The following is a 23,490-nucleotide window of genomic DNA, read 5'->3' on the forward strand; positions in this document are numbered from 1 at the left end:
ACGATGACAATTGCAAGCGGCAACATGAAAAGGCAGCACAGGGAAAAGAAATGGCTCAGGCAGGCAACGCATTTTACGACAGTCCGAGAGATATTCCGGCAATCATTCCGGTCTTCCCTCTCGATGAGGCCCTGTTGCTGCCGCGCACCCAGATGCCGCTCAACGTGTTCGAAGAACGCTATCTGATGATGACCGATTATGCCATCCACAAGGATCGGATTATCGGCATCATTCAGCCAACACCGAAAAGAGATCAGGACATCGAGGAAGAGTCGGACGCCCCTGACAAACTCTATGCGCCCGAACTTCAGCAGGTCGGATGCCTCGGCCGCATTTCAGCCTATGGCGAAACCGGAGACGGACGGGTTCTCATTACCCTGTCTGGCATTTGTCGTTTCAAGCTGGTCAAGGAGATTTTCACCGACCTTCCATTCCGCCTCGCTGAGATCGATTGCGAACCCTTCGTCGAAGATCTGATCGAAGGCCACGGCGAAGGTGAGGTAAACCGTCAGGAATTGCTCGATACATTCAGCAGCTTCCTTGATGCCAACGACATGGAAGCGGACTGGGACAGCATCAACAAGTCCAGCAATGAAATTCTCGTCAATTCCCTTTCCATGCTCAGCCCTTACGGCAACGAGGAAAAGCAGGCCCTGCTGGAAGCTGAAACGCTCGCCCAGCGGGCAGAAACCCTGGTCGCAATAACAGAAATGTATCTGGTCAGCAAAAACCACGACGGGTCTATGACAACCTTGCAATAGACCGGCTGCGCGCAGAGAGAAAAGCCATGAGCGAACATGAGGAAATCAAGCAGGCATTGCCTGAAAAGACCTGCTCTATTGACAAAAAGCTGCTCGAAATTCTGGTATGCCCTGTCACGAAAACAACGCTCAGATATGACGCCGAAGCCCAGGAGTTGATCAGCAACGCCGCCAATCTTGCCTACCCCATCAGAGACGGTGTTCCGATCATGTTACCTGATGAGGCTCGCAAGCTCGAAGACTAGCCCCTTACAGAGCCTCTCCCTTGAGCAGTTTCGGCACATCGCCCTGATTGCCAGCGGCTTCCTCGATGAAAGCACGCTTGAGGCCAGGCAGGCGATCAACCACACCCAGCCCGAAATCGCGCACATGACGCAGCAGGAAACTCTTGTTGGAAAAGAGGCGATTGAGAATATCGCAGGTCATGCCCATCTGGACCGTATCAAAGCGCCTCCAGCGCTGGTACCGCTCCAGCACGTCAAACGCACCGATATCCTGCCCGAGACGGCTGGCATCAACCAGCACTTCAGCCAGTGCAGCCACATCCTTGAAACCCAGATTGAGACCCTGCCCGGCAATCGGGTGAATACCGTGAGCGGAATCGCCCAGCAAGGCAAACCGCGACGCAACATAATTCCGCGCCAACACCATGCCGAGCGGAAATCCCTTGCGCGGCCCCAACTCCTCGAGCGCACCAAGCTGCTTGCCAAAACGCCTTTCAAGCTCCAGACCGAATGTGAAGTCATCCATGGCCAGCAGACGCTTGGCATCGTCAGAGCGCTCGTTCCAGACCAGCGAAGACCGGTTGCCCTTGAGCGGCAAGATCGCGAAGGGGCCAGCTGGCAGAAAATGCTCAACCGCACAGCCCTCATGAGGCCGTTCATGGGCCACCGTCGTCACGATCCCGACCTGGTCATAGTCAAACCGAACCGTTGAAATGCCGGCAAGATCGCGCAATGACGACCGCACGCCATCAGCAGCAACAAGAAGGCTGGTTTCCACACTCTTGCCTGAACGCAAACGCACGGTCACTTTGGCGCCGTGAACGTCAAAATCCCTGACCGCATCTTCTTCAACGATTTCCACTCCGGCCGTTTGCGCAGCATCCGCAAGCGCTCCGACCATCACACCGTTGGGAACCATATGGGCAAAGGACGTCCCATCCTTGCAATTGTCATCAAAGGTCAACAAGGCCGGTCGAACCACATCGCCAAGCTTGCTGTCTGTGACCACCATCTTTTTAATTGGCTCTGCCTCATGGCAAATCTTGTCCCAGATACCCAGCACATTAAGCATTCTGGTTGCTGCCGCGGCCACCGCTGAAGCCCTTTCATCCCGTCGCAAATGGGCAATTGTTTGTGGCTCCACGACCAGAACGGAGAGCGCGCTTTGCCTTCGCACGGCAAGGGCCAGAGACAAACCAACATAGCCACCACCGGCAACGACAAGGTCATAACGCTCTTTCATCTCTTCATCCTTCAACAATCTGATCGCTTCTGACGTGCGGAAAACAAACCCACCCGGAACTCAAACACGGCCTCTGCCCTCTTGTTTAATGCGCCAGCATGGATCCCGCCATTGTCATTGTCTGGTTTTAGCCCTTTATACAAGAAAGAGAAAAAAGAAGATCTTCAAAATCTGTAGCACTTCTGAATTATCTACATTACGGATTGCTTTGCCGCTCAAATCGCGTCAGTCTCGGCATTTACTGGTTTTCTGGTCGTTTCAGACCAATTGTTTCCCAAAAAACCCAACTCAGGAAAGCGCAATGACTTCAGCCATAGATACCCTTCTTTCCATTCTCGATCTGGAAACGCTCGAAACCAACCTGTTTCGTGCAAACAGCCCACAAAGTGGCTGGCAAAGGGTTTTTGGCGGTCAGGTCATCGGACAGGCGCTTGTGGCAGCGTCTCGTACCATTGATGCCTCGCGGGCAGCCCATTCGCTGCATTGCTATTTCATGCGCCCCGGCGATCCCAAGGTTCCCATCATCTATCAGGTCAATCCCTTGAGAGACGGTCGCTCCTTCTCCACTCGAAGTGTTTTGGCAATTCAGCATGGCAAAGCCATTTTCACGATGGAAGCCTCCTTCCACACCAAGGAAGAGGGTTTTTCCCATCAGATAACCATGCCCGATATCCCCGCACCTGAAGATCTGCCGACCGAGACGGAATTGTTCGAGAAATATACCGAAATGGCCCCGGAAAATATCAAGGCCTATTTCCGTCGCAATCGTCCGATCGAAATCCGCCCGGCCAACATGGAACATTACGTCATGCGCAAGAAACTGGAGCCGGTCCAGTATGTCTGGGTGCGAACAACCTCCAAGCTGCCTGACGATCCGGCGATCCACAAATGCGCCCTGGCCTATGCCTCGGACATGACATTGCTTGATACCTCGCTCTTTGCCCACGGCTTGTCTGTCTTCAGCAAAACTATCAGCGCAGCCAGCCTTGACCATGCCATGTGGTTCCATGACGATTTCAGAGCCGATGAATGGCTTCTCTATTCGCAAGACAGCCCCTGGACAGGCAGCGCCAGGGGGTTCAATCGGGGAAGCCTGTTCAAACGCGACGGAACGCTTGTCGCCTCCGCGGCCCAGGAAGGACTGATCCGTATAAAAAACGATAGATAATGGTCCAAAGCCTTTGAAATGCGGATTATTTAGGACTGAAGCCCAATCAATGTGCAGCCTATATCCTTGAAATGACTCATTGCTTTTGTGTCGCCAAAAATCGGCCACAATATATGCACAAATAATGTGCAATTTTCAATTATTGATCAAATTTTGCTCAAATCCCTCAAATGCACAAATATGCAGCACTCATCAATATTTGTTGCGAACATGAATTTTAGACACAGATTCAACAACTTAACAAAAAGTTACGAAACTGGCACGGCTTTTGAAAGAGAAAGGACACAAAACAAGAAGTTTGGCCGCGGTCAATTTGCAAACCGGGGCAAAACAATCAAACCCGTCAGAGGGACACTAACCCATCAGAGGGACATGAGAGAGTGCCATGAAGTTCATTATCGCCATTATCAAGCCCTTCAAATTGGAAGCTGTGCGTGAAGCATTGTCTGCCGAAGGAATTGAAGGCCTGACCGTCACTGAGGTTAAAGGCTTTGGTCGCCAGCGCGGCCACACAGAAATCTATCGCGGAACAGAATATTCCGTCAGCTTCCTGCCTAAGCTGAAAATCGAAGTCGCGGTCACCGCCGACAAAGCCGAAAAGACAATCGAAGCCATTTCCAAGGCAGCGGCCACTGGCCAGATTGGCGACGGCAAAATTTTCGTTACCTCCCTCGAGCATGTCATGCGTATCCGCACAGGCGAAACCGACACAGACGCGCTCTAAGGCAAATTCCAATCAAACAGAAGTGAAAAACAAGGACAATCCAATGTCAAAAGTAACCCTTGCCCTTCTTGTTGGCGCAGCAAGCCTTGTGGCAGGCCCGGCCCTTGCACAAGAAGCCGCAGCCTCCGGTGAAGCCGCTGCACATACCCAATATATTCTGAACACCCTTCTCTTCCTGATCGGTGGTTTCCTCGTCATGTGGATGGCAGCCGGCTTTGCAATGCTTGAAGCTGGTCTGGTCCGCACCAAGAACGTTTCCATGCAGAGCATGAAGAACATCTCTCTTTATGCTGTTGCTGGTATCATGTACTACCTGATCGGCTACAACCTGATGTATACCGGTGTTGATGGTGGATATATCGGGTCTTTCTCACTCTTTTATGTGCTTGACCCTGTAGGCGGCGACGCTCTGGACACCGGCTACTCAACGGCATCTGACTGGTTCTTCCAGATGGTGTTTGTTGCAACCGCAGCATCCGTTGTCTCCGGCACCCTTGCCGAGCGCATCAAACTGTGGCCATTTATGATCTTCACCGTTGTTCTGACAGCCTTCATCTACCCAATCGCCGGTTCCTGGCAGTGGGGCGGCGGCTGGTTGTCCGTAATGGGCTTCTCCGATTTCGCCGGTTCCACCCTCGTTCACTCTGTTGGCGGTTGGGCAGCTCTTGCCGGTGTCTTTCTGCTTGGTGCTCGTAAAGGCAAATATGGCGCAAATGGTGAAGTCTACCCGATGCCTGCTTCCAACATTCCGATGGCAACTCTTGGTACCTTCATCCTGTGGCTCGGCTGGTTCGGCTTCAACGGCGCTTCCCAGCTTGCCATGGGCACCATCGGCGATGTGTCTGACGTTTCCCGTATCTTTGCCAACACCAACATGGCAGCAGCCGGTGGTGTCGTAGCAGCGATGCTCCTTCTGCAAATTCTCTACAAGAAGGTCGACGTCACGATGGTTCTCAACGGCGCTCTTGCCGGTCTGGTTTCCATCACCGCAGAACCACTCGCACCAACCATTGGCGAATCCATCATCATCGGTGCCATCGGCGCAATTCTGGTCGTCTTCGCAGTTCCGCTTCTTGACAAACTGAAAATCGACGACGTGGTTGGCGCCATTCCGGTTCACCTTGTCTGCGGTATCTGGGGCACAATGATCGTTCCATTCACCAACGCCGACACCTCTTACGTCACCCAGTTCATCGGTGTTGTTTCCTACGGCGTCTTCACTCTGGTTTGCTCCTTCATCGTTTGGGCAATCCTGAAATACACCGTCGGTATCCGCGTCACCGAGGAAGAAGAAGCGATGGGCCTCGACAAAGCAGAAGTTGGCGTTGAAGCTTATCCCGAATTCGGCACTGGCAGTCAGCGCGTATAATCACAAAAGGGCAAGGCGGAGCACTCCTGATCACCTCCTACTCCGCCTAAAAGCCCAATGGCCTACTTGCACAGGCCCAGAGGGGAAACCCGCCGGAACCACCGGCGGGTTTCTTTTTTTGCCCCGGGATACAAGGCTCCCTTGCAAGCAAAAAGGCAGTGAGCTCATCGGGCCCACTGCCTTTTCCCAATTTCGAACTCTCAACAATTGCCTGAGATATACCAGTCGCAAAAATGGAAGATCAGATCACCCAGCCAAACGTGACAAGGCTTGCAACAAGAGAAAATCCGGCGACAAAGCCCATGAATTTCATCGGATCAAACGTTATCATTACCAACCCTCTGTAAGGATCAAACCCAACGATCAGCCCAACAAAAACCCAACCTGCCAGCGCCAACCGCACCTACTGCACTTCATGAAAAGAGCTTCTCACGGATTTCTAAAAACTCCCTCGCCCAGTCAGGCAAAAATCCGGTTCGAGGGCACAAATTTTGCAACAGGCTTAAGGGAGCATGAAGATATCGGACAGCAGGGCAGCAGGGCAGCAGACAGCCTTACGGCACATTCTCCGAAATCTTGAAATGAGCGCAAAGAGCGGACCAATAAACCAAATGTTTGTCTTGCCATCCTCACAAAGACCACCTAAACCCCTATCAACACATGAACAAAGGCAAGCTGCTCGATTCTGACATCCGGGGCTTGCTGCAAACCATTATATCAAAGCGGTCTCCTTCCCCTGGATTGCCAGGAACAAAGGGAGACAGTCCAAATCGGAGTTGCACCCATGAATATTAGCGAAATTCCTGCTGGCAAAAACGCACCTGAAGACATTTATGTCGTGATCGAGGTACCAAAAGGCTCTTCCGTCAAATATGAAGTCGACAAAGACTCTGGCGCTGTTTTCGTCGACCGTTTTCTCTTCACTCCGATGGCCTATCCTTGCGATTACGGTTTCATTCCCAACACACTCGCAGATGATGGCGATCCGATTGACGTTCTGGTTCTGGGTGAAGCGCAGCTTTCTCCGGGCGTCGTCATGCGCGCCCGCCCGATCGGCGTATTGATAATGGAAGACGATGGCGGCAAGGACGAGAAAGTCGTGGCGGTTCCGCATTCCAAACTGACCAGCCACTATGATCACATCAAAACCTATGAAGACCTGCCCAAGAATCTCGTCGAACAGATCAAGCATTTCTTCGAGCATTACAAGGATCTGGAACCAGGCAAATGGGTCAAGATCGAAGATTGGGCAGGCCCTGAAAAAGCCAAGGAAATGATCCAGATTTCCATCGACAACGTGAAAAAATAGGATCGAGGCCAAGCCTTGAAAAACGAAGCGCAGGATCTCCAAACGGTCCTGCGCTTTTTCTGTTGTGATCTGATTGTCTCAAACGCGAGGAGGTAAACCCTACAGTCCTCCGTAAGCGGCACTTCTGAGCAAATTGCGAATAAAGAAAATAGCCAGCAAAAGCACGACAGGAGACAGATCAAGCCCTCCCATTGCAGGAATGAAGGCACGGATGCGTGACAGAACAGGCTCGGTCAACTTCCAGCAGATCTCATAAATGGAAGAAACAATCTGATTGCGCGGATTGACGATATTGAAGGCAAACAGCCACGAAAAGACCGCAGACGCAATCACAATGAATGTGTAGATCGACAATATCTGATCAATTAAAAGAATGAGAGCTACCATATCCACCCCTATCATTCAGAGAAAACCTCCAAGTGACAAGGCTCTCCAAAATTTCTGCCAAAGTCCGAGATCCGTCTTGGTCTCCGATACCCTTCCCATGTAGCGATCACCGGGCCAGCCTGCAAGGGTCTGAAGCTGTTTCCCGACAGATCACCAAAGAAAAAGCTCTGACGCACGCAACACAAATCCGCATCAGAGCTTTGAAAACCATAGCTGGCTACGCAAGTCACCAAATGCCAGCTCATCGGACTATGAGCAAGCACCGTGCCAACCGGCAGCCATTCTCTCAAACACAGATATTGTGGTCTTTCTCTGGAAGTGGACACAAAATATTGTAACGGGCACCAGGCATGAAACGATTTCCTAACTTTTGGCTCTGCAATCTGCAAATCTTCATTCGCAATTTGCAACAACGCGGAAACCTGAAACTAAACCAGACCCTTGCCAATCCAGACATCCAGAAACTGATTGAGCCAACGCTCAACATCAGGATCGTAAGCACTGCGCTCGCGAAAATGATCTCCCTTCGGCCGGGCACCGGCTGTTTTCAGCATGTCTGCTGCGACCGTGGTCCAGTGCAACATCATTTGCGCGGTTACTTCGGGATGAAATTGAATCGCATAGGCATGATCACCATAACGCATCGCCTGATTTGCAAAATAGTGCCCGGTCGCCAGCAGATCAGCCCCTTTGGGAAGGCTGAAGCCTTCCTTGTGCCACTGATAAACCTTGCCCGGCCACTGGAACATGCCCTTCCCGCATTCTGTTGGCGTTATCTCATAATATCCGCGCTCCACCAGACCATCAGCATGCAGCTTCACCTCGCCACCGAGTTGTTTGGTCATCATCTGCGCGCCCAGACAAATGCCAACAAACGGTTTTTTCTCTTTCAGAGGCACTGAAATCCAGTCGATTTCCCTCTTTACGAAATCATCTCCGTCGTTGGCACTCATCGGACCACCAAAGATGATGGCTCCCGCATGCTCATCCATATGAGAAGGCAAAGTCTCGCCAAAACGCGGTTTGCGGATATCGAGTTCAAACCCGCGTTGTTCCAGCAAAGAACCAACACGTCCCGGAGTCGAGTTTTCCTGATGCAGAATGACTAGAATCTTGCGCAAAAAGTCACTCATCCGGTTCGACGTTTATCTGTGCCTGCACATGTTTGCGCATTCTTATGCGATCACGCCCCGAAACGCCCAACAACTCGGAAACGCGCCAAACCAGATTGTCCTCGAACTCATGCACATGACCATCGGCATAAACAAGCTGCCACATCATTTCTATCAGTTCGATCCGACCCTCTTCATCAAGCTCCCGCTTGATCACGGATGTGAACTTGAAAAGGTCGACGGCTTCCTCATCCTGTTTGCTCGCGAATTTGATAAGATCGGACGTTTCTGATTTTGTGAGTGAAAAATGCTTCTGAAGAACCTTGCGGATTTTCTCGGTTTCATTTTCATCGACAATCCCGTCAATCGACATCAAATGAACAAGAAGTGCTGCGGTCGCCACGCGTAAATCACCCTCGGAAAGGGCCTGCCGATCTTCCGAAGCACCCGAAATATCGCGAAACAACCGCATCAAGCTGTCAAACATAGTGAAATCCATTTCCTGTTCTCTTTTAAGAACATATAATCTTGCCGGTTTTTCAGTCAATTATATGGACAAATGATAATCTTTCAAAGATCGCTGCCGAATTAAATAGCGCTCCCCCTTTCCCTTTCCAAGCAATAAGAATACCTTAACGCGCAAAACAGTATTGCAAGAGAAGAATGCACGAGAATCATCCTGTTTTTATTGCAAGACTACTCAAGGGAGAGGAAGAATGAAAAGTCGCCATTTGGGGAAAGCCGGTTTTTCGGTGAGCGAAATTGGACTTGGCTGCTGGCAATTGGGTGCGGACTGGGGCGCGCCTTTGGCCGAAGAGTCAGGTCTTGAAATTCTGGAAACTGCTCTTGAAAACGGCGTTACCTTTTTCGATACGGCAAATGTCTATGGCAGCGGGAAGAGCGAGAGCCTGATTGGCAAGCTCCTCGCCAACAAGAATCGCTCGGATATTCGCGTCGCAACCAAATTCGGACGTGGCGATGGAATCTATCCCGATGGCTACAGCGAACAATCCTTGCGCGAAGGAATTGATGCATCGAGGAAAAGACTGGGCATGGATTGCCTTGATCTTGTACAGCTGCACTGTGTCCCGACTGAAGTGATGCGTGACGGTGCAATATTCGACTGGCTGCGCACCCTCAAGTCTGAGGGCGTCATTCGCCATTTTGGCGCCAGCGTTGAAACGGTAGAAGAAGGCCTGATGTGCATCCAGCAGGAAGGCCTGCTGAGCCTGCAAGTCATTTACAACATCTTCCGTCAGAAGCTGACAACACAATTGTTGCCACAGGCGCAGGAAAAGGGCGTTGGCATCATTGTCCGGCTGCCACTTGCCAGCGGCATGCTCTCAGGCAAGTTCACCGCCCAGACAACCTTTGCCGAAGATGACCATCGCAATTTCAACCGGGACGGCCAATGCTTCAACGTGGGTGAGACCTTTGCAGGGCTGCCTTATGAAAAAGGCCTTGAATTGGTCGAAGAGTTGAAAAGCATGCTTCCCGAGGGCGTTTCGATGGCAGATATGGCACAGCGCTGGATCCTTGACCATGAAGCCGTATCAACCATCATTCCCGGTGCCAGCCGCCCGGATCAGATTGGCAGAAACGCCAAGATCTCCGATCTGCCCGCATTGTCAGATGACCTTCACAAGGCGCTGATCACCTTCTATGAGGAAAAAGTCGCGGCCCATGTCCGTGGCGCCTATTGATCAGCCCTGTTCTGTCTGGCCTGTTCTCGATCCGACAGACCAGCTGATATCAAATAAAGACAATGCCCCTGTTCTCTTCAGACAGGGGCATTCTCATATGGCCCCGAAAAAGAAGATTGTCTTCCAACAGCCAGCCTCCCCTTCTGTCAGAAAAGCTGTCCCTGCCGATACGAAAGGGTTGAATGAAGGTCAAAACCCAGCCTTTTTGAGCATTTCGAAGATCAAATGGCGCAGTTCCGCCCTCCCGGACAAATATCTATACTTTGCCTCAACGGGAGAAGGAAATGCAAAGCAACGGCGATCTCATTACTGCGCTAACCGCTATAGTCGGCTCGAGCCATATCTGGACAAGTCAAAATGCGATCAGGCGATTCATCCGCGGCTACCGGTCCGGTTCAGGCAATGCATTTGCTGTTGTCCAGCCAGGAAGCCTCTATGAATTCTGGCAATGTCTGAAGGCAGCTGTCGAGGCTGACAAAATCATCGTCATCCAGGCGGCCAATACTGGCCTGACAGAAGGTTCGACACCCAACGGTCAATATGACAGAGACGTGTTGCTGATCAATACGTTACGTTTGAACAAACTCCGCCTCCTCAATGATGCCGAACAGGTGCTTGCCCTGCCAGGCGCAACCCTACTGGAACTTGAAAAACGACTGGCTCGACACGACCGCCTCCCCCACTCGGTGCTCGGCTCCACACATGTGGGCGCCACGATCATCGGCGGCATTTGCAACAATTCCGGTGGTGCCCTTGTGGAGCGTGGCCCGGCCTATACCGAACAGGCGCTTTTTGCGCGCATTACTCAAGAGGGCACTCTTGAGCTGGTCAATCATCTCGATATCGAATTGGGCACCACGCCAAGAGAAATACTGACACGTCTTGACGACGGTGACTTCAATGCCATCGACATCCTGCCATCGCAGCGCAAAGCATCCGACACGGACTATGCCGATCATGTGCGCGACATAGACGCAGATACCCCAGCCCGCTTCAATGCAGACCCAAGACGCCTTTATGAAGCATCGGGTTCTGCTGGCAAACTCGCCGTTTTTGCTGTCAGGCTGGATACCTTCCCCAAACACCAGCTCGAAAGAAGTTTCTACATCGGGACAAACGACCCTGATGCGCTGACAAAACTGCGGCGCGTCATTCTCGCCAGTTGTGAAACGTTGCCTGTATTTGCCGAATATATGCACAAGGACACGTTCGACATCACGCGCGACTATGGCAAGGACACGGTTATTCTCATCGACAAACTGGGCACCGGATGTCTTCAGAGCCTGTTCAAACTCAAACAATGGCTTGAAACCAGGCCTGCCTTGCGGAAACTGCCCGACCGGATCATGCAAACGCTTTCGGCGCTCTGGCCGCAAGCGCTGCCCAATCGGATCATGGACTTTCGCCGGAATTACGAGCATCACCTGCTTTTGCGCATGCATGACGAGGGCGTCAGTGAAGTCGAAAAGCTGCTTGAAAGAATGAAGGCGGAAGGCCATCTGAATTTCTTCCAATGCACGGAAAAGGAGGCCAGCATTGCAGCCTTGCATCGCTTTGCAACAGCGGCGGCAGCCATCCGCTACCAGCATCTGCATGAAGAGGAAGTAGAAAGCATTCTGGCTCTTGATGTCGCCTTGCCTCGCAACAATGAAAACTGGCATGAGAGGCTGCCAAAGGAGATTGCAGCAAAACTGACGCACCAACTCTCATATGGGCATTTCATGTGCCTTGTCATGCATCACGACTATCTGGTCAAAAAGGGCGAAAGCCCCGAAGCGATCAAAAAGGAAATCCTTGCAATCCTGGAACAAAAGGGAGCGGAATTTCCAGCCGAGCATAATGTGGGGCATCTCTATGAGGCAAAAGACGCCCTCAAGGCCTTTTACCGTCAGAGCGATCCGACCAATAGCCTCAACCCCGGTATCGGGCAAATGTCTCGCATGAAAAACTACCGCTAGCGGCAGCTTTGCGGGTCCGGTTCCTGGAGAGCCCAACCAATATGGAAGGGACGGTCTTTCACCTTCCAGACAAAGCTTTCCAGACCCTTGGCGCTGATTCTTGTCTTGTCGAGCTGATAACGAGAGGGCAGCACCGGAGCACCGCTCTTCTTCTGATCCCACACAATCAACCCACCGGCACAGGCAAAATCACTTTCCTTTGCCCACGGACTTTTCGTAAAATCTTCAAGATGAACGAGAAAGGGCCGCTCTTTCGAGTAATAGGACACATTGCCGGCAATCCACGCATCACCCCCGACAAACCGAAAGGGAACCCCGGTCTTGTCCTCCCACAATTTTTCAAACCGCATCGCCATGGCTCGTCCCGGCCAATCCATCCGCAATGGCTTGCGAATGAAATAGGAGCCAAACAGCCCTGATCCGGCAACAGCTGCCAGCACGCCGAAATAGAGCAGCGCCCACCCCAAAACCATCACTCTGAAACGGGCCTTGTAAAGAGCGGTTTTCATCACGGCCAAAAGAGCAAGTGCGCTGAAGGAAAACATCGGCGCAGCCCACATCGGGCGCATTTCCATCCCCGCGACAACCGACAAAAGCGCTGTCATCAAAACCGGAGCCAAGGCGATCCACAACAGATAGCGGCGCTTCACCTTGTCAGTGAGCTGAAAGGAAACAGGATGCAAATTCTGTTTTTGCATCGAAATCGGCCATGTGACACACCCCAGCGCCACGACCAGAAGCATCCCCCCATGGTGCGCAATTTGTGTGGCCAAAAAGACCAGAGGCGCCACAAAGCGGGATGCGATCCCCTCAAGCGCCGATGAGCGCCCCGTTGCATAGGTAAGCGTGATAAAATCATTGGCAAAAAGCCAATAGAGATGCGGCATTCCAATCAGAAAGGCCAGAAACGCCGACAGCCACAAACCACGAGACCGCAACCTCGGCCGTGCTGTCGGTTCGATGATCAGAAAAGCCAGAAGCACGAACACGAAGATCGCCATCGAATATTTGATATAGACCGAAATCCCGACCAGACCACCCAGCAGCAGCCAATCGGCAATCCGATCCTTTTTGAGCGCCTGCCAGGCAAAAACCGCCATCCAGCCCCAAACCGGAATTTGCAGGACATTGTGATTAAATTCCGGTGTCGGATAATTGTAGAAATAGATGAGCGATGTAAGAAAGACCGCAACCAGCGCCGGAACCGAGCCGAGCAATTGTCGCCCCAGTCGCCACACAGCCGCAAATGACAGCAGAATGCAAGTCTGGCTGATCAGATAGGCTGGCCAGTCTGCCGATCCGAACAAAAGGGTTGCAGCTTCAAGGATCCAGGAAGGAAGCGGGGGATGTTTGAAATAGCCCAGTTGCCAGGCATGCCCCCAGGTTGCCAGTTCGATGACATCAAGCGGCAGATTGCCATAGACGAGCGCAGGTACAAGACTCCAGAGCACCAGATGAAACGCACAAAAAAGCCAGAAAACGCGTGCCGCCCTGAGCGCAAAAAAATCATAAAGTGAAACAGAAGAACCAAAGCCTGTTTCAGTCGCGGTCTCGGACATCAAACGACCCCATGATCTGTTTGAGCCTGCTTGAATCCCCAGAAGCGACTGGCAAAATAGGAAATCGCCGGGACAATCGCTGCCGCGATCAGCACACTCATCACCTTGCTCAGCACCCCGCTCTTCACAAGCGCCAGCAAAACCAGATTGTTGACGGCAAAGGCGCTGGCGGAAATCACGAAATAGCGCCAAAGCGCTTGTCGCAAGGCACCGCCGGTCTGGAAGGTCCAGAAGAAATGGCCGGAAAAGGCAAAAATGAAAGCAATCAGATAAGCGGCAAGATTGGCGGTGAAAACATTCACCGAGGCGAAATGCACCAAACCCGAGGCAACCGACATGTGAATAAGGGTTGCCATGACACCGACAATTCCAAACCGCAGGATCATCCAGATTTCATGCAGGGAGAAAAAGGAGGGCTTCAACCTTCATCTCCCGCATCTTCCGAATCAATCTCGGGAGCACGCAGATCATTTTTCGCAAACACCTCACGTACCAGATAGAGCGGACGTTGTTTGACCTCGATGAAAATGCGGCTGATATACTCCCCGATGATGCCAAGCGAAATGATCTGAATGCCGCTCAGAAACAGGATCACGGTTATCAACGAGGCATAACCGGGAACATCAACGCCCATGACAAGGGTCTTGAGCACCGTCAATACCCCATAGAGAAATGACAAAAGGGCCAGCGCAAAACCGGCATAAGTCCAGACCCGCAAGGGAACCGTTGAATATCCGATCACGCCATCAAGGGCAAAATTCCAGAGCTTCCAGTAGTTCCAGCTCGACGTGCCGACATGTCTTTCCGGCCGCGTGAAGGGAATCTCCGTTGTGCGGAATCCGACCCATGCGAAAATGCCCTTCAGAAAGCGATTACGCTCCGGCATTTGCTTGATGGCTTCAACCACCCCGCGATCCAGCAGACGATAGTCGCCAACATTGCTGGGTAAATCGGTCGGTGACAACTTGTTGAACAACCAATAGAAAAGACCGGCGCTATTCCGTTTCATGGTCGTGTCGGTCGAACGGTCCACCCGAACGCCATTGACGACATCATAGCCCTCACGCCATTTTTCCAGAAACTGCGGAACAAGTTCCGGAGGGTCTTGCAAATCGACATCCATGGGAATGACGACATCCCCTTCGGAAAAATCAAGCCCGGCAGACAGCGCGGCTTCCTTGCCAAAATTCCGCGACAGATCGACCATCCGCACATGATCATGCGAGAGCACTGCGGAATGAAGCGCCGAGGCCGTCTGATCCCGGCTGCCATCATTGACAAACACGATTTCGTAAGCCTGACCCGTTGCAATCAAGATCGGTAGAACAGCATCCAGAAATGGCTCAATACCAGCTTCTTCATTATAAACAGGCACCACGAGCGAAATGCAAATCCTGCCGCTGCGATCCCGATTGAGGATATTTTGAATGTTCGCAGAAACGCTGGTCTTGTTCTGGTCCGTAAAGGTCATTTTGAAACTACTTGTCCAGCAAGAAGGAAGGCCGGAGTAAATGGGCCCTTTCATGGAATTTCCAACTAACTACGATACTTCGCTTCAACCATGCAATCCCTTTATCTCCATATGGTAAGCAGACCACAGGGCAAATAACGCAGCTGAGAAAAAATCATGGCGACAAAGGCTCGATAAGCCGCGCCGAGGCCATCGACCAAGCATTTCGTGAGATTGCAACTATCGGACTGGTGAGAGGAGACCCCTTGAACCCAACCTCTATCCTTTGGGCTGGCAGGCAGAAAGGGATGAGTAAATGGTGCTGCTGATAGGACTTGAACCTACGACCCACGCATTACGAATGCGTTGCTCTACCAACTGAGCTACAGCAGCTTGCCATATCCTGAATAATCGACTTGCCAGGCAAGCAACCAAGATGAATCAGGATCTTATGGATCAAGTCAGCTTTCTGAAAGCACACTTGATCGAACCATAAGAATTTGGGTGGCCTCTCTTAGCCAATTCCACTGAGAAGAGCAAGAGGCAATCCCTCATTTTGGTGAGAATTGGGAAAACACAACAACAATTCTGCATCCCAATTCCCATGTCCTGTGACAGGCCTTGCCCACCCTGTTACCAGACTGGTATCGGCGAAAACCATTTCCTAGAACAGGCGGAAACGCTTTTCCGGAGAGCCTGGCAATGGATCTTGCCTCGGGCCCGGATCATCGGGTGGACTTGGCAACGGAAATTCAACCTCATGCGGCTTCTTGGCTTCGATCCTCGAGCGCAAGGCTTCCGCCTCAATCGCTTTGTCATCGCCCTTTTGCACCGGTTCGGCGTCAGCCTCTGCCACGACCTCGTCTTCTTGAGATGTTGGCTCGGAAACTTGACCTTCTTCCTCTGAATCAGGCTCGGAGAGTTCGGCTTCCCCGACCTCAACCGCCGACGCATCCTTGGCAGCAACCTTTACCTCGTCGCCCGTTGAAACGGTATCCTTGACGTCTGTCTCGGCGACCGGCTCGACCACAATGTCCTCGGGCTCTTCATCCTTTGCAAAGGATGCCTTGGATGCAGCCCCCGCCTCATCAGCGGCCTTCTTTTCTGCATCTCTTGCCAGAGGCAACAAAACCATGTCCTCATCGGATAGCTCATCTTCTGAAGCAGGAATATCGCGGCTATCCAGAACCGGCTGCTCGGACTGCGCCAGCTCGCGAACTGGCACTTTCCATTCAAAGGCATCAATTTTGCCCGTCACTGGCGAGATCGGTTTCCAGACATTGCTAACCTGACCATCAGCGGTCCAGACAGGATCACGATGAGCGCCAACAGACCGCGCCAGCCACTGCCGCACTCTACCGAAATCATTATTTTCGCCTTCTTCCAGCTCGGCCATCAACATGCAAACACGCGGAGTGAGATTATCTCTGGCCAGATCGCCAAGGACATTTCTGGCTTCGGCCCATTCACGGGCATCAATGAAAGCACGCGCCATGGCAAGCTTGGATTCGACATGATCAGGCATCAGGCCATAGAGAACCCGTATGCGTTTAAGGCGATCAACCGCCGTTTCTCCATCCTTGATATATGCATAGACGCGAGCAAGATCTGGATGGGGAGAAGCTCGCCAAGCGGCTTCAACAAGTTTGGAAGCCTTGCGATAGTCTTTGACATCATTGAGAAGCTGGGCGTAGCGGGAAACGGCGGGAACAAGGTTGGGAGCCAGTTTGCAGGCTTCCTGCAAAAGCGACCGCATGGACGCGTCGCCATTGTCTTCACCCTCCAGAGCCTGCGCCTGAGCGGTAAGAATGACCGCACGTTTGCGGCGGAAGTCAACGCGGGAAATATGCTTGTTGGTGAAATTCTGCGACAGGGTAATCAGCGCCCCTTGCCAGTCTTCTGATGCCGTCTGCATATCAAAGAGTGCGGTGCCCGCCCATCCAGGAGATTTCTGCCCCTCGCCCGTCGCTGCCTTTGCCATCTCCATGGCTTCCTCCACATCTCCGCGCCGCTGCGCTTCAATGTAAAGGCCCCTGTGACCGAGGGCGCGGGTTTCATCAAGTTCAAGCATCGATTCGAAGCTTTGCCGTGCCTTGGTCACGTCTCCAGCCAACTGCGCGGTCTGCGCTTCGAGCATCAGCGTCATCGGTTCTTCACCGATCAGCTTGCGAGCCTTGATTGCCTGTTTGCGGGCAAGGGCAAGATCCCCCACACCGACAGCAATCATGCCGGTAGACAGTGCCTTGTAACCTTTGTCACGACGACGACCCGAAAAGAAACCCGCCACCGACTTCGGAGAATTCCAGATCCCCTTGACAAAGACCCAAAGGATGACGGCCAAAGCCATCGCAGCCACAACAAGAAGGAATCCCATAAGCAGGGAAATCTCAAACCCCATATCGAGCCATGGCCAGTTGATGACGATTTCACCTGGCCGGTCCGCAAGCCAGGCACCACCAAATGCAATGGCCAGCAAAAAAGCAAAAAAGATGAGCGTTTTAATCATAACATTCCATTCCCCACCTTAACTCGCAGAATTGCTGGCGCCTTTGCCAAACTCAGCGCGAATGGTGTCCATGGCGGCATCGACTGCGATGCGTGCCTTCAATCCGTTGATCCACTGCTTGGCGGCCTCGGACTCTTTGGCGGCGTCTGGCAAACCATCCCATTCTTCAGCCGCTTTCGTCAAATCGCCTTTTCCGACAAAATAGTCGATGACCCCGAGACGGCTAGTGAGGCTCTCGCCCTTTTTCTCGCCACTCAAGGAGCGAACCTTCACAAGGCTCTGGGCGCTCAGCAGAAACTTGTCGAGCATGGTCGTTGCCCCTGCATCTTCTGCTTGCCGCAAAATGTCATCATAAATGGCGCGATAGCCATCCACCAGTTGCTTGCTGGTTGGCGCACCATCGGCATATGGCGCAAGGCTTGCCACCGCCTCATGCTCACCGACGACTTCGGAGAAAGTATTGAGAGCCATTTGGAAGCTGGAACCGGACGCCACCGCATTTTCAAGGCTGGCAAGGGCGATGGTCCGCGCCGAATTCTGCATTTCTTCGGAGAGATTGTTTTCCTCGAGCGAGGTTACACGCTCGCGAAGCGCCTTGGCCTCCGTGGTCACCTTTTCATCAAGCTTGGTCAGATCAACCACCACATCATTGAAACGCCGATCAGAAGACGACAGAATGTCATTCTTGCTGGCCTTCAGAGCTTCATTGAGTTTTGCAGTTTGCTCAGCCGCTTTGGTTTCGATATCTTTTGCCTGCTCGACCAGACCCAACTCCAGAGCTGCAACCTTTGCATTGGTTGCGATCAGGTCGGTTCTCAAGGTCTCGACAGTATCAAGCCTTCCCTTGAGTTCGTCAATCCGCGCTGTCAGCCCTTCAAACTGCAAGGCCAGAGACGTCCCCGCCAATGGCAACCCGGCCGCTTCCTCAGCGCCTGCATCCTGTGTTGCATCGGCCTCGACTTGCGGACCGTCTGTGGGTTGTTCGATCAGCTCGGTGCCAAGATTGTCCACCTTGCTTTCCAATTCGGAAAGACGATTGACAAGCGATCCGATATCCGGACCAGACACTTCAACCAACTCTGATTTGATCGAGGATAATTCGCTTTGCAACTGGGCGATCTGTGTTGCCTGCTCAGAGGATTGGACATCAGAAGACGGCAACTGAACATATCCCTGTTGCAGACCACCATAGGCCAACGCCAGAATTGCAGCGCCACCGAGCAAACCACCGACAAGGCCGGGGAAAAATCCACCCTTCTGTCTTGGCGTATCACTCACGGCGATCGTGTCCGCTTGCATCCCGGAAGCGGGCAGCGCTTTCTCTGGGCTTGTGGGTTCGCCACTCTCCGTCTCCCGATCCGCCTGGTCCTCCTGGGGAGCTTCCGATAGTCCGCTCTCATAGTCATCCGATGAAGAGCCAGCCTCGCTTACCGCTTCCTCTGCCTTTTCCTGTTCTGTCTCCTCGGACCTGTCGGTGTCATTCACCTCGCCCTCGGTTTGGGTGGCGTCCATGGCTTCGGTGTGTTTTTCCTCGTCCCCGAAACCATCTGTTGCCGTTTGCTCCTCAGACGGAGGTATCTGATCCTGATCGGCAACGGTGTCCGCTTGCGGCTCTTCGGGCTCGCTCTTGGTTATGTCTTCTGCGGTCAATTCAATGGTTTTAACCGGATTTCCTTCGGCATCGAAGCCGGTGGTAGATTTGCGAACTGTCATACCATTCCTCAATTCCCGCCGGGCGGGACGATCATTTCACGGCTTCGACCCGATGATCACAGCCGAACTCCCAATCACATCGAGTGGCTTTTTCTGGTCACAGACCGGGCGGATCAGAAAATGCAACTCTGAGACCTATTTGAATGCCGAACAAGGGATTCTTGCAAGCCCCTATCACTCATACGCAATAACAGTTTTTCAGAATCTCAGACAAGCCTATAGTCTTGTTTCCGAGAGCAACAGCGTCATCACCAAATTATGCATCAATAGATTAATTAGTTATGGCTAAGCCTCACACAATCAAGCAAAGAAGTCTCATTTGCTACCTTCGCCACGACCAAAGGATAGCCTAGCTGACGCAATGGAAACGCAACAGCTTCCGAAAGGCAATAGTAAATTATGGTTTTTGCAAACTCGGCAAGCTCTTCCCTCTCAAGCAAGGAAAGCAGCAATCGGCAACTTCTCTCCGAATAGAGCAAGACCCCGTCAAGCGAACGCTCCCTGAGTGCATTTGCTGCGTCTTCTGTCAGCCTGTTTCTTGCCCGCGCTTCATAGACTTCCAAGAGCGATATTTCAAAAGCATGCGTCTGCAACACATCTTGCAACCGACCCGCCCTGAATTTGCCCGCCAGATAGAGAAGGGGCCCATTATCGGCGTGAAGACTTTCCAGAATCATGTCAATCAGAGCATCGCTATTTTGCCCATGAGTCCGAATATCGGTAAAGCCGAGTGTCCGTGCCAATTGTGCAGTTCGAGATCCAACGCAAAAGAGGGGACGGTGAATCAACCCCTCAAGATCAGCCGGGTCGAGCAACCGAAGGCTATTTCGCGACGTGACAATCACGGCTTGCCAATCTTTGACCGGCAATGAAAAATCCAGCGGTACGATATCCATCAGCGGTGAAGATATCGCAACAACGCCAAGATCCTTCAGAGCTTGCACGGTTTGCTGCTGATCAATCTCCGGTCGGGTTACCAACAGTTTCAACGACAGCTCCCCCGGATGACGCTCAGTTTGACAATGGAAACGATGATCAACGACGCTCTCGCCCTATTGGCTTGCGGCCAGAACTGCGGCAAAAAACGCTGCACCCGCCTTCTCGCGCAAAGAATAGGCAGCCCGCTCCCCGATAGCCTCGGCATCTGAAGCGGCCCCCATATCTGAAATATCATAAAAGGCGCTGCCATCAGGCATCAGGACAAGCCCGGCAAAGGATAGACGATCCCCATCGACCTTGGCAAAACCGGCAATCGGTGTCCGGCAAGATCCGTCAAGAACCCGAAGAAATGCCCGTTCGCAAACAAGCGCCCTTGCCGTTGGTTCATGATGAATGGGCGCAAGCAACTGATTGATCGCATCATCACCCACCCGCGATTCAATACCAATTGCACCCTGGCCAACCGCTGGCAGGAAATCGGTGACCTCGATCGCCGATGTAATGACATCCTCGTCACCAAGCCGTTTCAAACCGGCACAGGCCAGCAAGGTCGCATCGGCCACGCCTTCCTCCAGCTTTTCAAGCCGACGCTGCACATTGCCGCGATACATGACAACCTCAAGATCAGGGCGCAATTTCCTGACCATCGCCTGCCGCCGCAAAGACGAAGTTCCGACAATGGCCCCTGCGGGCATCTCCGCAAGCGATCCATATTTGCGGGAAATGAAGGCGTCTCGCACATCCTCCCGTGGCAAGAAGACCGAAAGCTCCAGGCCATCGGGCAAATAGGTCGGCATGTCTTTTGACGAATGCACGGCAAGATCAATCCGCCCATCGAGCAAGGCTTCCTCGATTTCCTTGGTGAACAGCCCCTTGCCGCCAGCTTCCGAGAGGGGCTTGTCAAGAATCTGATCGCCGGTCGTCTTGATGACCATGATTTCGAACGCATCCTCTTCAAGACCATGCGCATCCATCAAACGCTTTCGTGTCTCGTAGGCTTGAGCGAGCGCCAACTTGCTGCCCCGGGTGCCGATTTTTATGAGTTTGGATTGCATTGATCAGGCCTTCATGCTCTTGTTGCCCTCATTCCATTTTGCAAGATGCCCCTTTGGGGCCTGCTCGAAAAAAGGGGATGCCATTTTTCCTCGATTGTTCTAATAGTCAGGCCAATCAAACTTTCACATTCGCGACCCGATCTGGATCCTCACAATAAAGGCAAGCAAGCAATCCGTGCAATGATCGTTTTAGGCATAGAAACAAGTTGTGATGAAACTGCTGCGGCAATCATTAGACGATTTGATAATGACCCGCAGCAAACTGGAACCGCACAGGGAGAAATTCTCTCAAACATTGTGTTGAGCCAGATCGAGGATCATGCAATCTACGGCGGTGTGGTGCCAGAAATTGCTGCCCGCGCCCATGTCGACATGCTCGATGGAATCATCAAAAAGGCCATGCAGGAAGCAGGCCTTGGCTTTGATCAGCTCGACGGCGTGGCAGCGACAGCCGGTCCGGGCCTGATCGGCGGGGTCCTGGTCGGGCTTATGAGTGCCAAAGCCATCGCGGCCGCCCATAATCTGCCGCTCATCGCGGTGAACCATCTCGAGGGCCACGCCCTCACCGCGCGCCTGACCAACAATGCCCCCTTCCCGCATCTGCTTCTGCTGGTATCAGGCGGACACAGCCAGATTCTGCTTGTCAGGAATGTCGGTGAGTATGAACGCTGGGGCACCACCATTGACGACGCGCTTGGCGAAGCCTTTGACAAGACGGCAAAATTGCTTGGCCTGCCCTATCCCGGAGGGCCGGAAGTGGAAAAGGCTGCGGCCTCGGGTGATCCCAAACGCTTTGCCCTGCCACGCTCGATGAAAGGTCGAGATGGCTTTGACTTCTCGTTTTCCGGTCTTAAAAGCGCGGTACGACGGGAAGCGGAAAAGATCGCGCCACTCAGTGAGCAGGATGTTTGCGACCTCTGTGCCTCCTTCCAGGCAGCAATTTGTGAAATCCTTGCGGACCGCATCGGCAAGGCCATTTCAACTTTCAAGGAGCGCTTTCCCGACATTGCCAATCCGCAATTGATCGTGGCTGGCGGTGTGGCTGCCAATAAGGCGATTCGTGCCATGCTCGAACAAACCCTGTCGGAACAACAGGCCGAATTGGTTGCGCCACCGATCAGACTTTGCACGGATAATGGCGTCATGATCGCCTGGGCCGGAGCCGAAAGACTGGCCCTTGGCTTGACGAGCCCGCTCAACACACCCGCCCGTCCACGCTGGCCGCTCGACAAGAATGCCCAAGCCAAAATCGGCGCCGGACGCAAAGGAGCCAAGGCATGACAACCGGATCGGATAAAAAACGGTTTCAACGCATCTCGGTACTGGGTGCAGGGGCCTGGGGCACTGCCCTTGCTCTTACTGCGGTGCGGGCCGGACGTGACGTCCTACTCTGGGGTCGCAACAGCGAAAACCTTGAGTCAATCAGTTGCAGACACGCCTTGCCAGCCTATCTGCCGGGCATCACCTTCGACAAGCCGATTGAAACGACAACCGACATCACCGAAGCGGCAGACGCCGATTGTATCTTGCTGGTCGCTCCGGCCCAGACAACGGCCAAGATTGCCGAGACGATCGGCCTTTATGTTGCAAAAGGCACACCGATCATTCTGGCCGCAAAGGGACTGGAGAAGGGTACCCAACGCATGATGAGCGAGGTGCTGTCAGACTATCTGCCTCAGGCTGTTCCGGCCATTCTGTCCGGTCCATCCTTTGCCGCCGACGTGGCGCGCGGTTTGCCAACGGCCGTCACCATTGCAGCCCCCCGGATGACGCTAGCCGAAGAGCTCTGCGCCAGCCTTTCGAGCCGGTCTTTTCGCCCCTATGCCAGCACCGATCTTGTTGGCGTTCAGCTCGGTGGTGCCCTGAAAAACATCCTGGCCATAGCCTGTGGTATCGTCATGGGCAAGCAATTGGGCGCCAGTGCCCATGCAGCGCTGATGACCAGAGGCTTTGCTGAAATCCAGCGTCTTGCCCTCAAGCTTGGTGCCCGTCCCGACACCTTGATGGGCCTGTCCGGGTTTGGCGATGTTGCCCTTTCCTGTTCGAGCAGACAAAGCCGCAATTTCTCCTTTGGCTACGCCCTCGGTGAAGGACACGACTTGAGTAACCTGATGGCACCAACTGCCAAACTGTCCGAAGGCGCCTATACCGCACGAGTAGCGGTGGAACTGGCCAACCGGAACGGCATCGAATTGCCGATCGCCCAGGCGGTCGCCGATGTGCTCGAACAAAACACCACCATAGACGAAGCCGTCACCAAACTCATGAGCCGCCCATTAAGAGCGGAAAGTGATCACATCCAATAGCAAT

Annotated in this window: 21 protein-coding genes and 1 tRNA gene; 10 read left to right on the plus strand and 12 right to left on the minus strand. The window is 53.0% G+C overall.

What is annotated here, in order from left to right; all coding sequences use genetic code 11:
* Positions 1-50: 50 nt before the first annotated feature.
* Positions 51-761, plus strand: a complete 711-nt coding sequence (locus tag ACHZB8_RS01790; RefSeq protein WP_316858312.1) for an LON peptidase substrate-binding domain-containing protein — start codon at positions 51-53, stop codon at positions 759-761.
* A gap of 26 nt (positions 762-787) precedes the next feature.
* Entirely contained in the window at positions 788-1,006 is a 219-nt protein-coding gene (locus ACHZB8_RS01795) for a Trm112 family protein (protein WP_316858313.1), read from the plus strand.
* A gap of 4 nt (positions 1,007-1,010) precedes the next feature.
* On the opposite strand, the gene ACHZB8_RS01800 is transcribed toward ACHZB8_RS01795, so the two are convergent.
* Positions 1,011-2,228 carry a ubiquinone biosynthesis hydroxylase gene (locus ACHZB8_RS01800; RefSeq protein WP_316858314.1) on the minus strand — a complete coding sequence of 406 codons (1,218 nt, stop codon included), beginning with the start codon at positions 2,226-2,228 and terminating at the stop codon, positions 1,011-1,013.
* Positions 2,229-2,529: 301 nt separating this feature from the next.
* Here ACHZB8_RS01800 and tesB point away from each other — a divergent pair, with 301 nt between their 5' ends.
* The 4 genes from tesB (at position 2,530) to ppa (ending at position 6,798) form a co-directional block, all read left to right on the plus strand.
* Positions 2,530-3,396 (plus strand): acyl-CoA thioesterase II, encoded by an 867-nt coding sequence (tesB, locus tag ACHZB8_RS01805; RefSeq protein WP_316858316.1) that lies wholly within the window; start codon positions 2,530-2,532, stop codon positions 3,394-3,396.
* A 385-nt stretch (positions 3,397-3,781) separates the two neighbouring features.
* A complete protein-coding gene (locus ACHZB8_RS01810; protein ID WP_316858318.1) occupies positions 3,782-4,120 on the plus strand; it encodes a P-II family nitrogen regulator in 339 nt (112 codons plus the stop codon).
* Between the two features lie 43 nt (positions 4,121-4,163).
* Complete coding sequence (locus tag ACHZB8_RS01815) at positions 4,164-5,489, plus strand: ammonium transporter (RefSeq protein WP_316858319.1); 1,326 nt, start codon at positions 4,164-4,166, stop codon at positions 5,487-5,489.
* Positions 5,490-6,273: 784 nt separating this feature from the next.
* Positions 6,274-6,798: an inorganic diphosphatase gene (gene ppa, locus ACHZB8_RS01820; protein WP_316858320.1), complete on the plus strand. Its 525-nt coding sequence runs from the start codon at positions 6,274-6,276 to the stop codon at positions 6,796-6,798.
* A 99-nt stretch (positions 6,799-6,897) separates the two neighbouring features.
* Here ppa and ACHZB8_RS01825 read toward each other — a convergent pair whose 3' ends face one another.
* The 3 genes from ACHZB8_RS01825 to ACHZB8_RS01835 form a co-directional block, all read right to left on the minus strand.
* Positions 6,898-7,185: a YggT family protein gene (locus tag ACHZB8_RS01825; protein WP_316858430.1), complete on the minus strand. Its 288-nt coding sequence runs from the start codon at positions 7,183-7,185 to the stop codon at positions 6,898-6,900.
* 428 nt (positions 7,186-7,613) lie between these two features.
* The gene (locus ACHZB8_RS01830) at positions 7,614-8,306 is read right to left on the minus strand and encodes a glutamine amidotransferase (protein WP_316858321.1); all 693 of its coding nucleotides are present in this window, start codon (positions 8,304-8,306) and stop codon (positions 7,614-7,616) included.
* A 4-nt stretch (positions 8,307-8,310) separates the two neighbouring features.
* On the minus strand, positions 8,311-8,796 hold the full coding sequence (locus tag ACHZB8_RS01835; RefSeq protein ID WP_316858322.1) for a TerB family tellurite resistance protein: 486 nt from the start codon (positions 8,794-8,796) through the stop codon (positions 8,311-8,313).
* A 217-nt stretch (positions 8,797-9,013) separates the two neighbouring features.
* Between ACHZB8_RS01835 and ACHZB8_RS01840 the strand changes: the two genes are divergently transcribed.
* Together ACHZB8_RS01840 and dld are read left to right on the plus strand one after the other, a co-directional pair.
* A complete protein-coding gene (locus tag ACHZB8_RS01840) occupies positions 9,014-10,000 on the plus strand; it encodes an aldo/keto reductase (RefSeq protein ID WP_316858323.1) in 987 nt (328 codons plus the stop codon).
* Positions 10,001-10,284: 284 nt separating this feature from the next.
* Positions 10,285-11,958, plus strand: coding sequence for a D-lactate dehydrogenase (gene dld, locus ACHZB8_RS01845; RefSeq protein ID WP_316858324.1), 1,674 nt, complete (start codon positions 10,285-10,287; stop codon positions 11,956-11,958).
* On the opposite strand, the gene ACHZB8_RS01850 is transcribed toward dld, so the two are convergent.
* The 8 genes from ACHZB8_RS01850 to hemC all read right to left on the minus strand — a co-directional run bounded on the left by ACHZB8_RS01850 (position 11,955) and on the right by hemC (position 21,180).
* A complete protein-coding gene (locus tag ACHZB8_RS01850) occupies positions 11,955-13,517 on the minus strand; it encodes a glycosyltransferase family 39 protein (RefSeq protein WP_316858325.1) in 1,563 nt (520 codons plus the stop codon). The genes dld and ACHZB8_RS01850 overlap by 4 nt on opposite strands.
* A complete protein-coding gene (locus ACHZB8_RS01855) occupies positions 13,517-13,939 on the minus strand; it encodes a GtrA family protein (RefSeq protein WP_316858326.1) in 423 nt (140 codons plus the stop codon). The genes ACHZB8_RS01850 and ACHZB8_RS01855 overlap by 1 nt, the downstream gene beginning before the upstream one ends.
* On the minus strand, positions 13,936-14,988 hold the full coding sequence (locus ACHZB8_RS01860) for a glycosyltransferase family 2 protein (protein ID WP_316858327.1): 1,053 nt from the start codon (positions 14,986-14,988) through the stop codon (positions 13,936-13,938). Before ACHZB8_RS01860 ends, ACHZB8_RS01855 begins: the two co-directional genes overlap by 4 nt.
* A 296-nt stretch (positions 14,989-15,284) precedes the next feature.
* A tRNA-Thr gene (locus tag ACHZB8_RS01865) sits at positions 15,285-15,360 on the minus strand.
* Between the two features lie 271 nt (positions 15,361-15,631).
* Positions 15,632-17,473: a heme biosynthesis HemY N-terminal domain-containing protein gene (locus ACHZB8_RS01870; protein WP_316858328.1), complete on the minus strand. Its 1,842-nt coding sequence runs from the start codon at positions 17,471-17,473 to the stop codon at positions 15,632-15,634.
* 18 nt (positions 17,474-17,491) lie between these two features.
* On the minus strand, positions 17,492-19,186 hold the full coding sequence (locus ACHZB8_RS01875) for a hypothetical protein (RefSeq protein ID WP_316858330.1): 1,695 nt from the start codon (positions 19,184-19,186) through the stop codon (positions 17,492-17,494).
* Positions 19,187-19,461: 275 nt separating this feature from the next.
* The gene (locus ACHZB8_RS01880) at positions 19,462-20,175 is read right to left on the minus strand and encodes a uroporphyrinogen-III synthase (protein WP_316858331.1); all 714 of its coding nucleotides are present in this window, start codon (positions 20,173-20,175) and stop codon (positions 19,462-19,464) included.
* Between the two features lie 63 nt (positions 20,176-20,238).
* Positions 20,239-21,180 (minus strand): hydroxymethylbilane synthase, encoded by a 942-nt coding sequence (hemC, locus tag ACHZB8_RS01885; protein WP_316858332.1) that lies wholly within the window; start codon positions 21,178-21,180, stop codon positions 20,239-20,241.
* Positions 21,181-21,360: 180 nt separating this feature from the next.
* Here hemC and tsaD point away from each other — a divergent pair, with 180 nt between their 5' ends.
* Complete coding sequence (tsaD, locus tag ACHZB8_RS01890) at positions 21,361-22,461, plus strand: tRNA (adenosine(37)-N6)-threonylcarbamoyltransferase complex transferase subunit TsaD (protein WP_316858333.1); 1,101 nt, start codon at positions 21,361-21,363, stop codon at positions 22,459-22,461.
* Positions 22,458-23,486: an NAD(P)H-dependent glycerol-3-phosphate dehydrogenase gene (locus ACHZB8_RS01895; RefSeq protein ID WP_316858334.1), complete on the plus strand. Its 1,029-nt coding sequence runs from the start codon at positions 22,458-22,460 to the stop codon at positions 23,484-23,486. The genes tsaD and ACHZB8_RS01895 overlap by 4 nt, the downstream gene beginning before the upstream one ends.
* Positions 23,487-23,490: the final 4 nt, after the last annotated feature.

Origin of the sequence: uncultured Cohaesibacter sp. (genome assembly GCF_963556055.3) — a bacterium.
GTDB lineage: Bacteria > Pseudomonadota > Alphaproteobacteria > Rhizobiales > Cohaesibacteraceae > Cohaesibacter.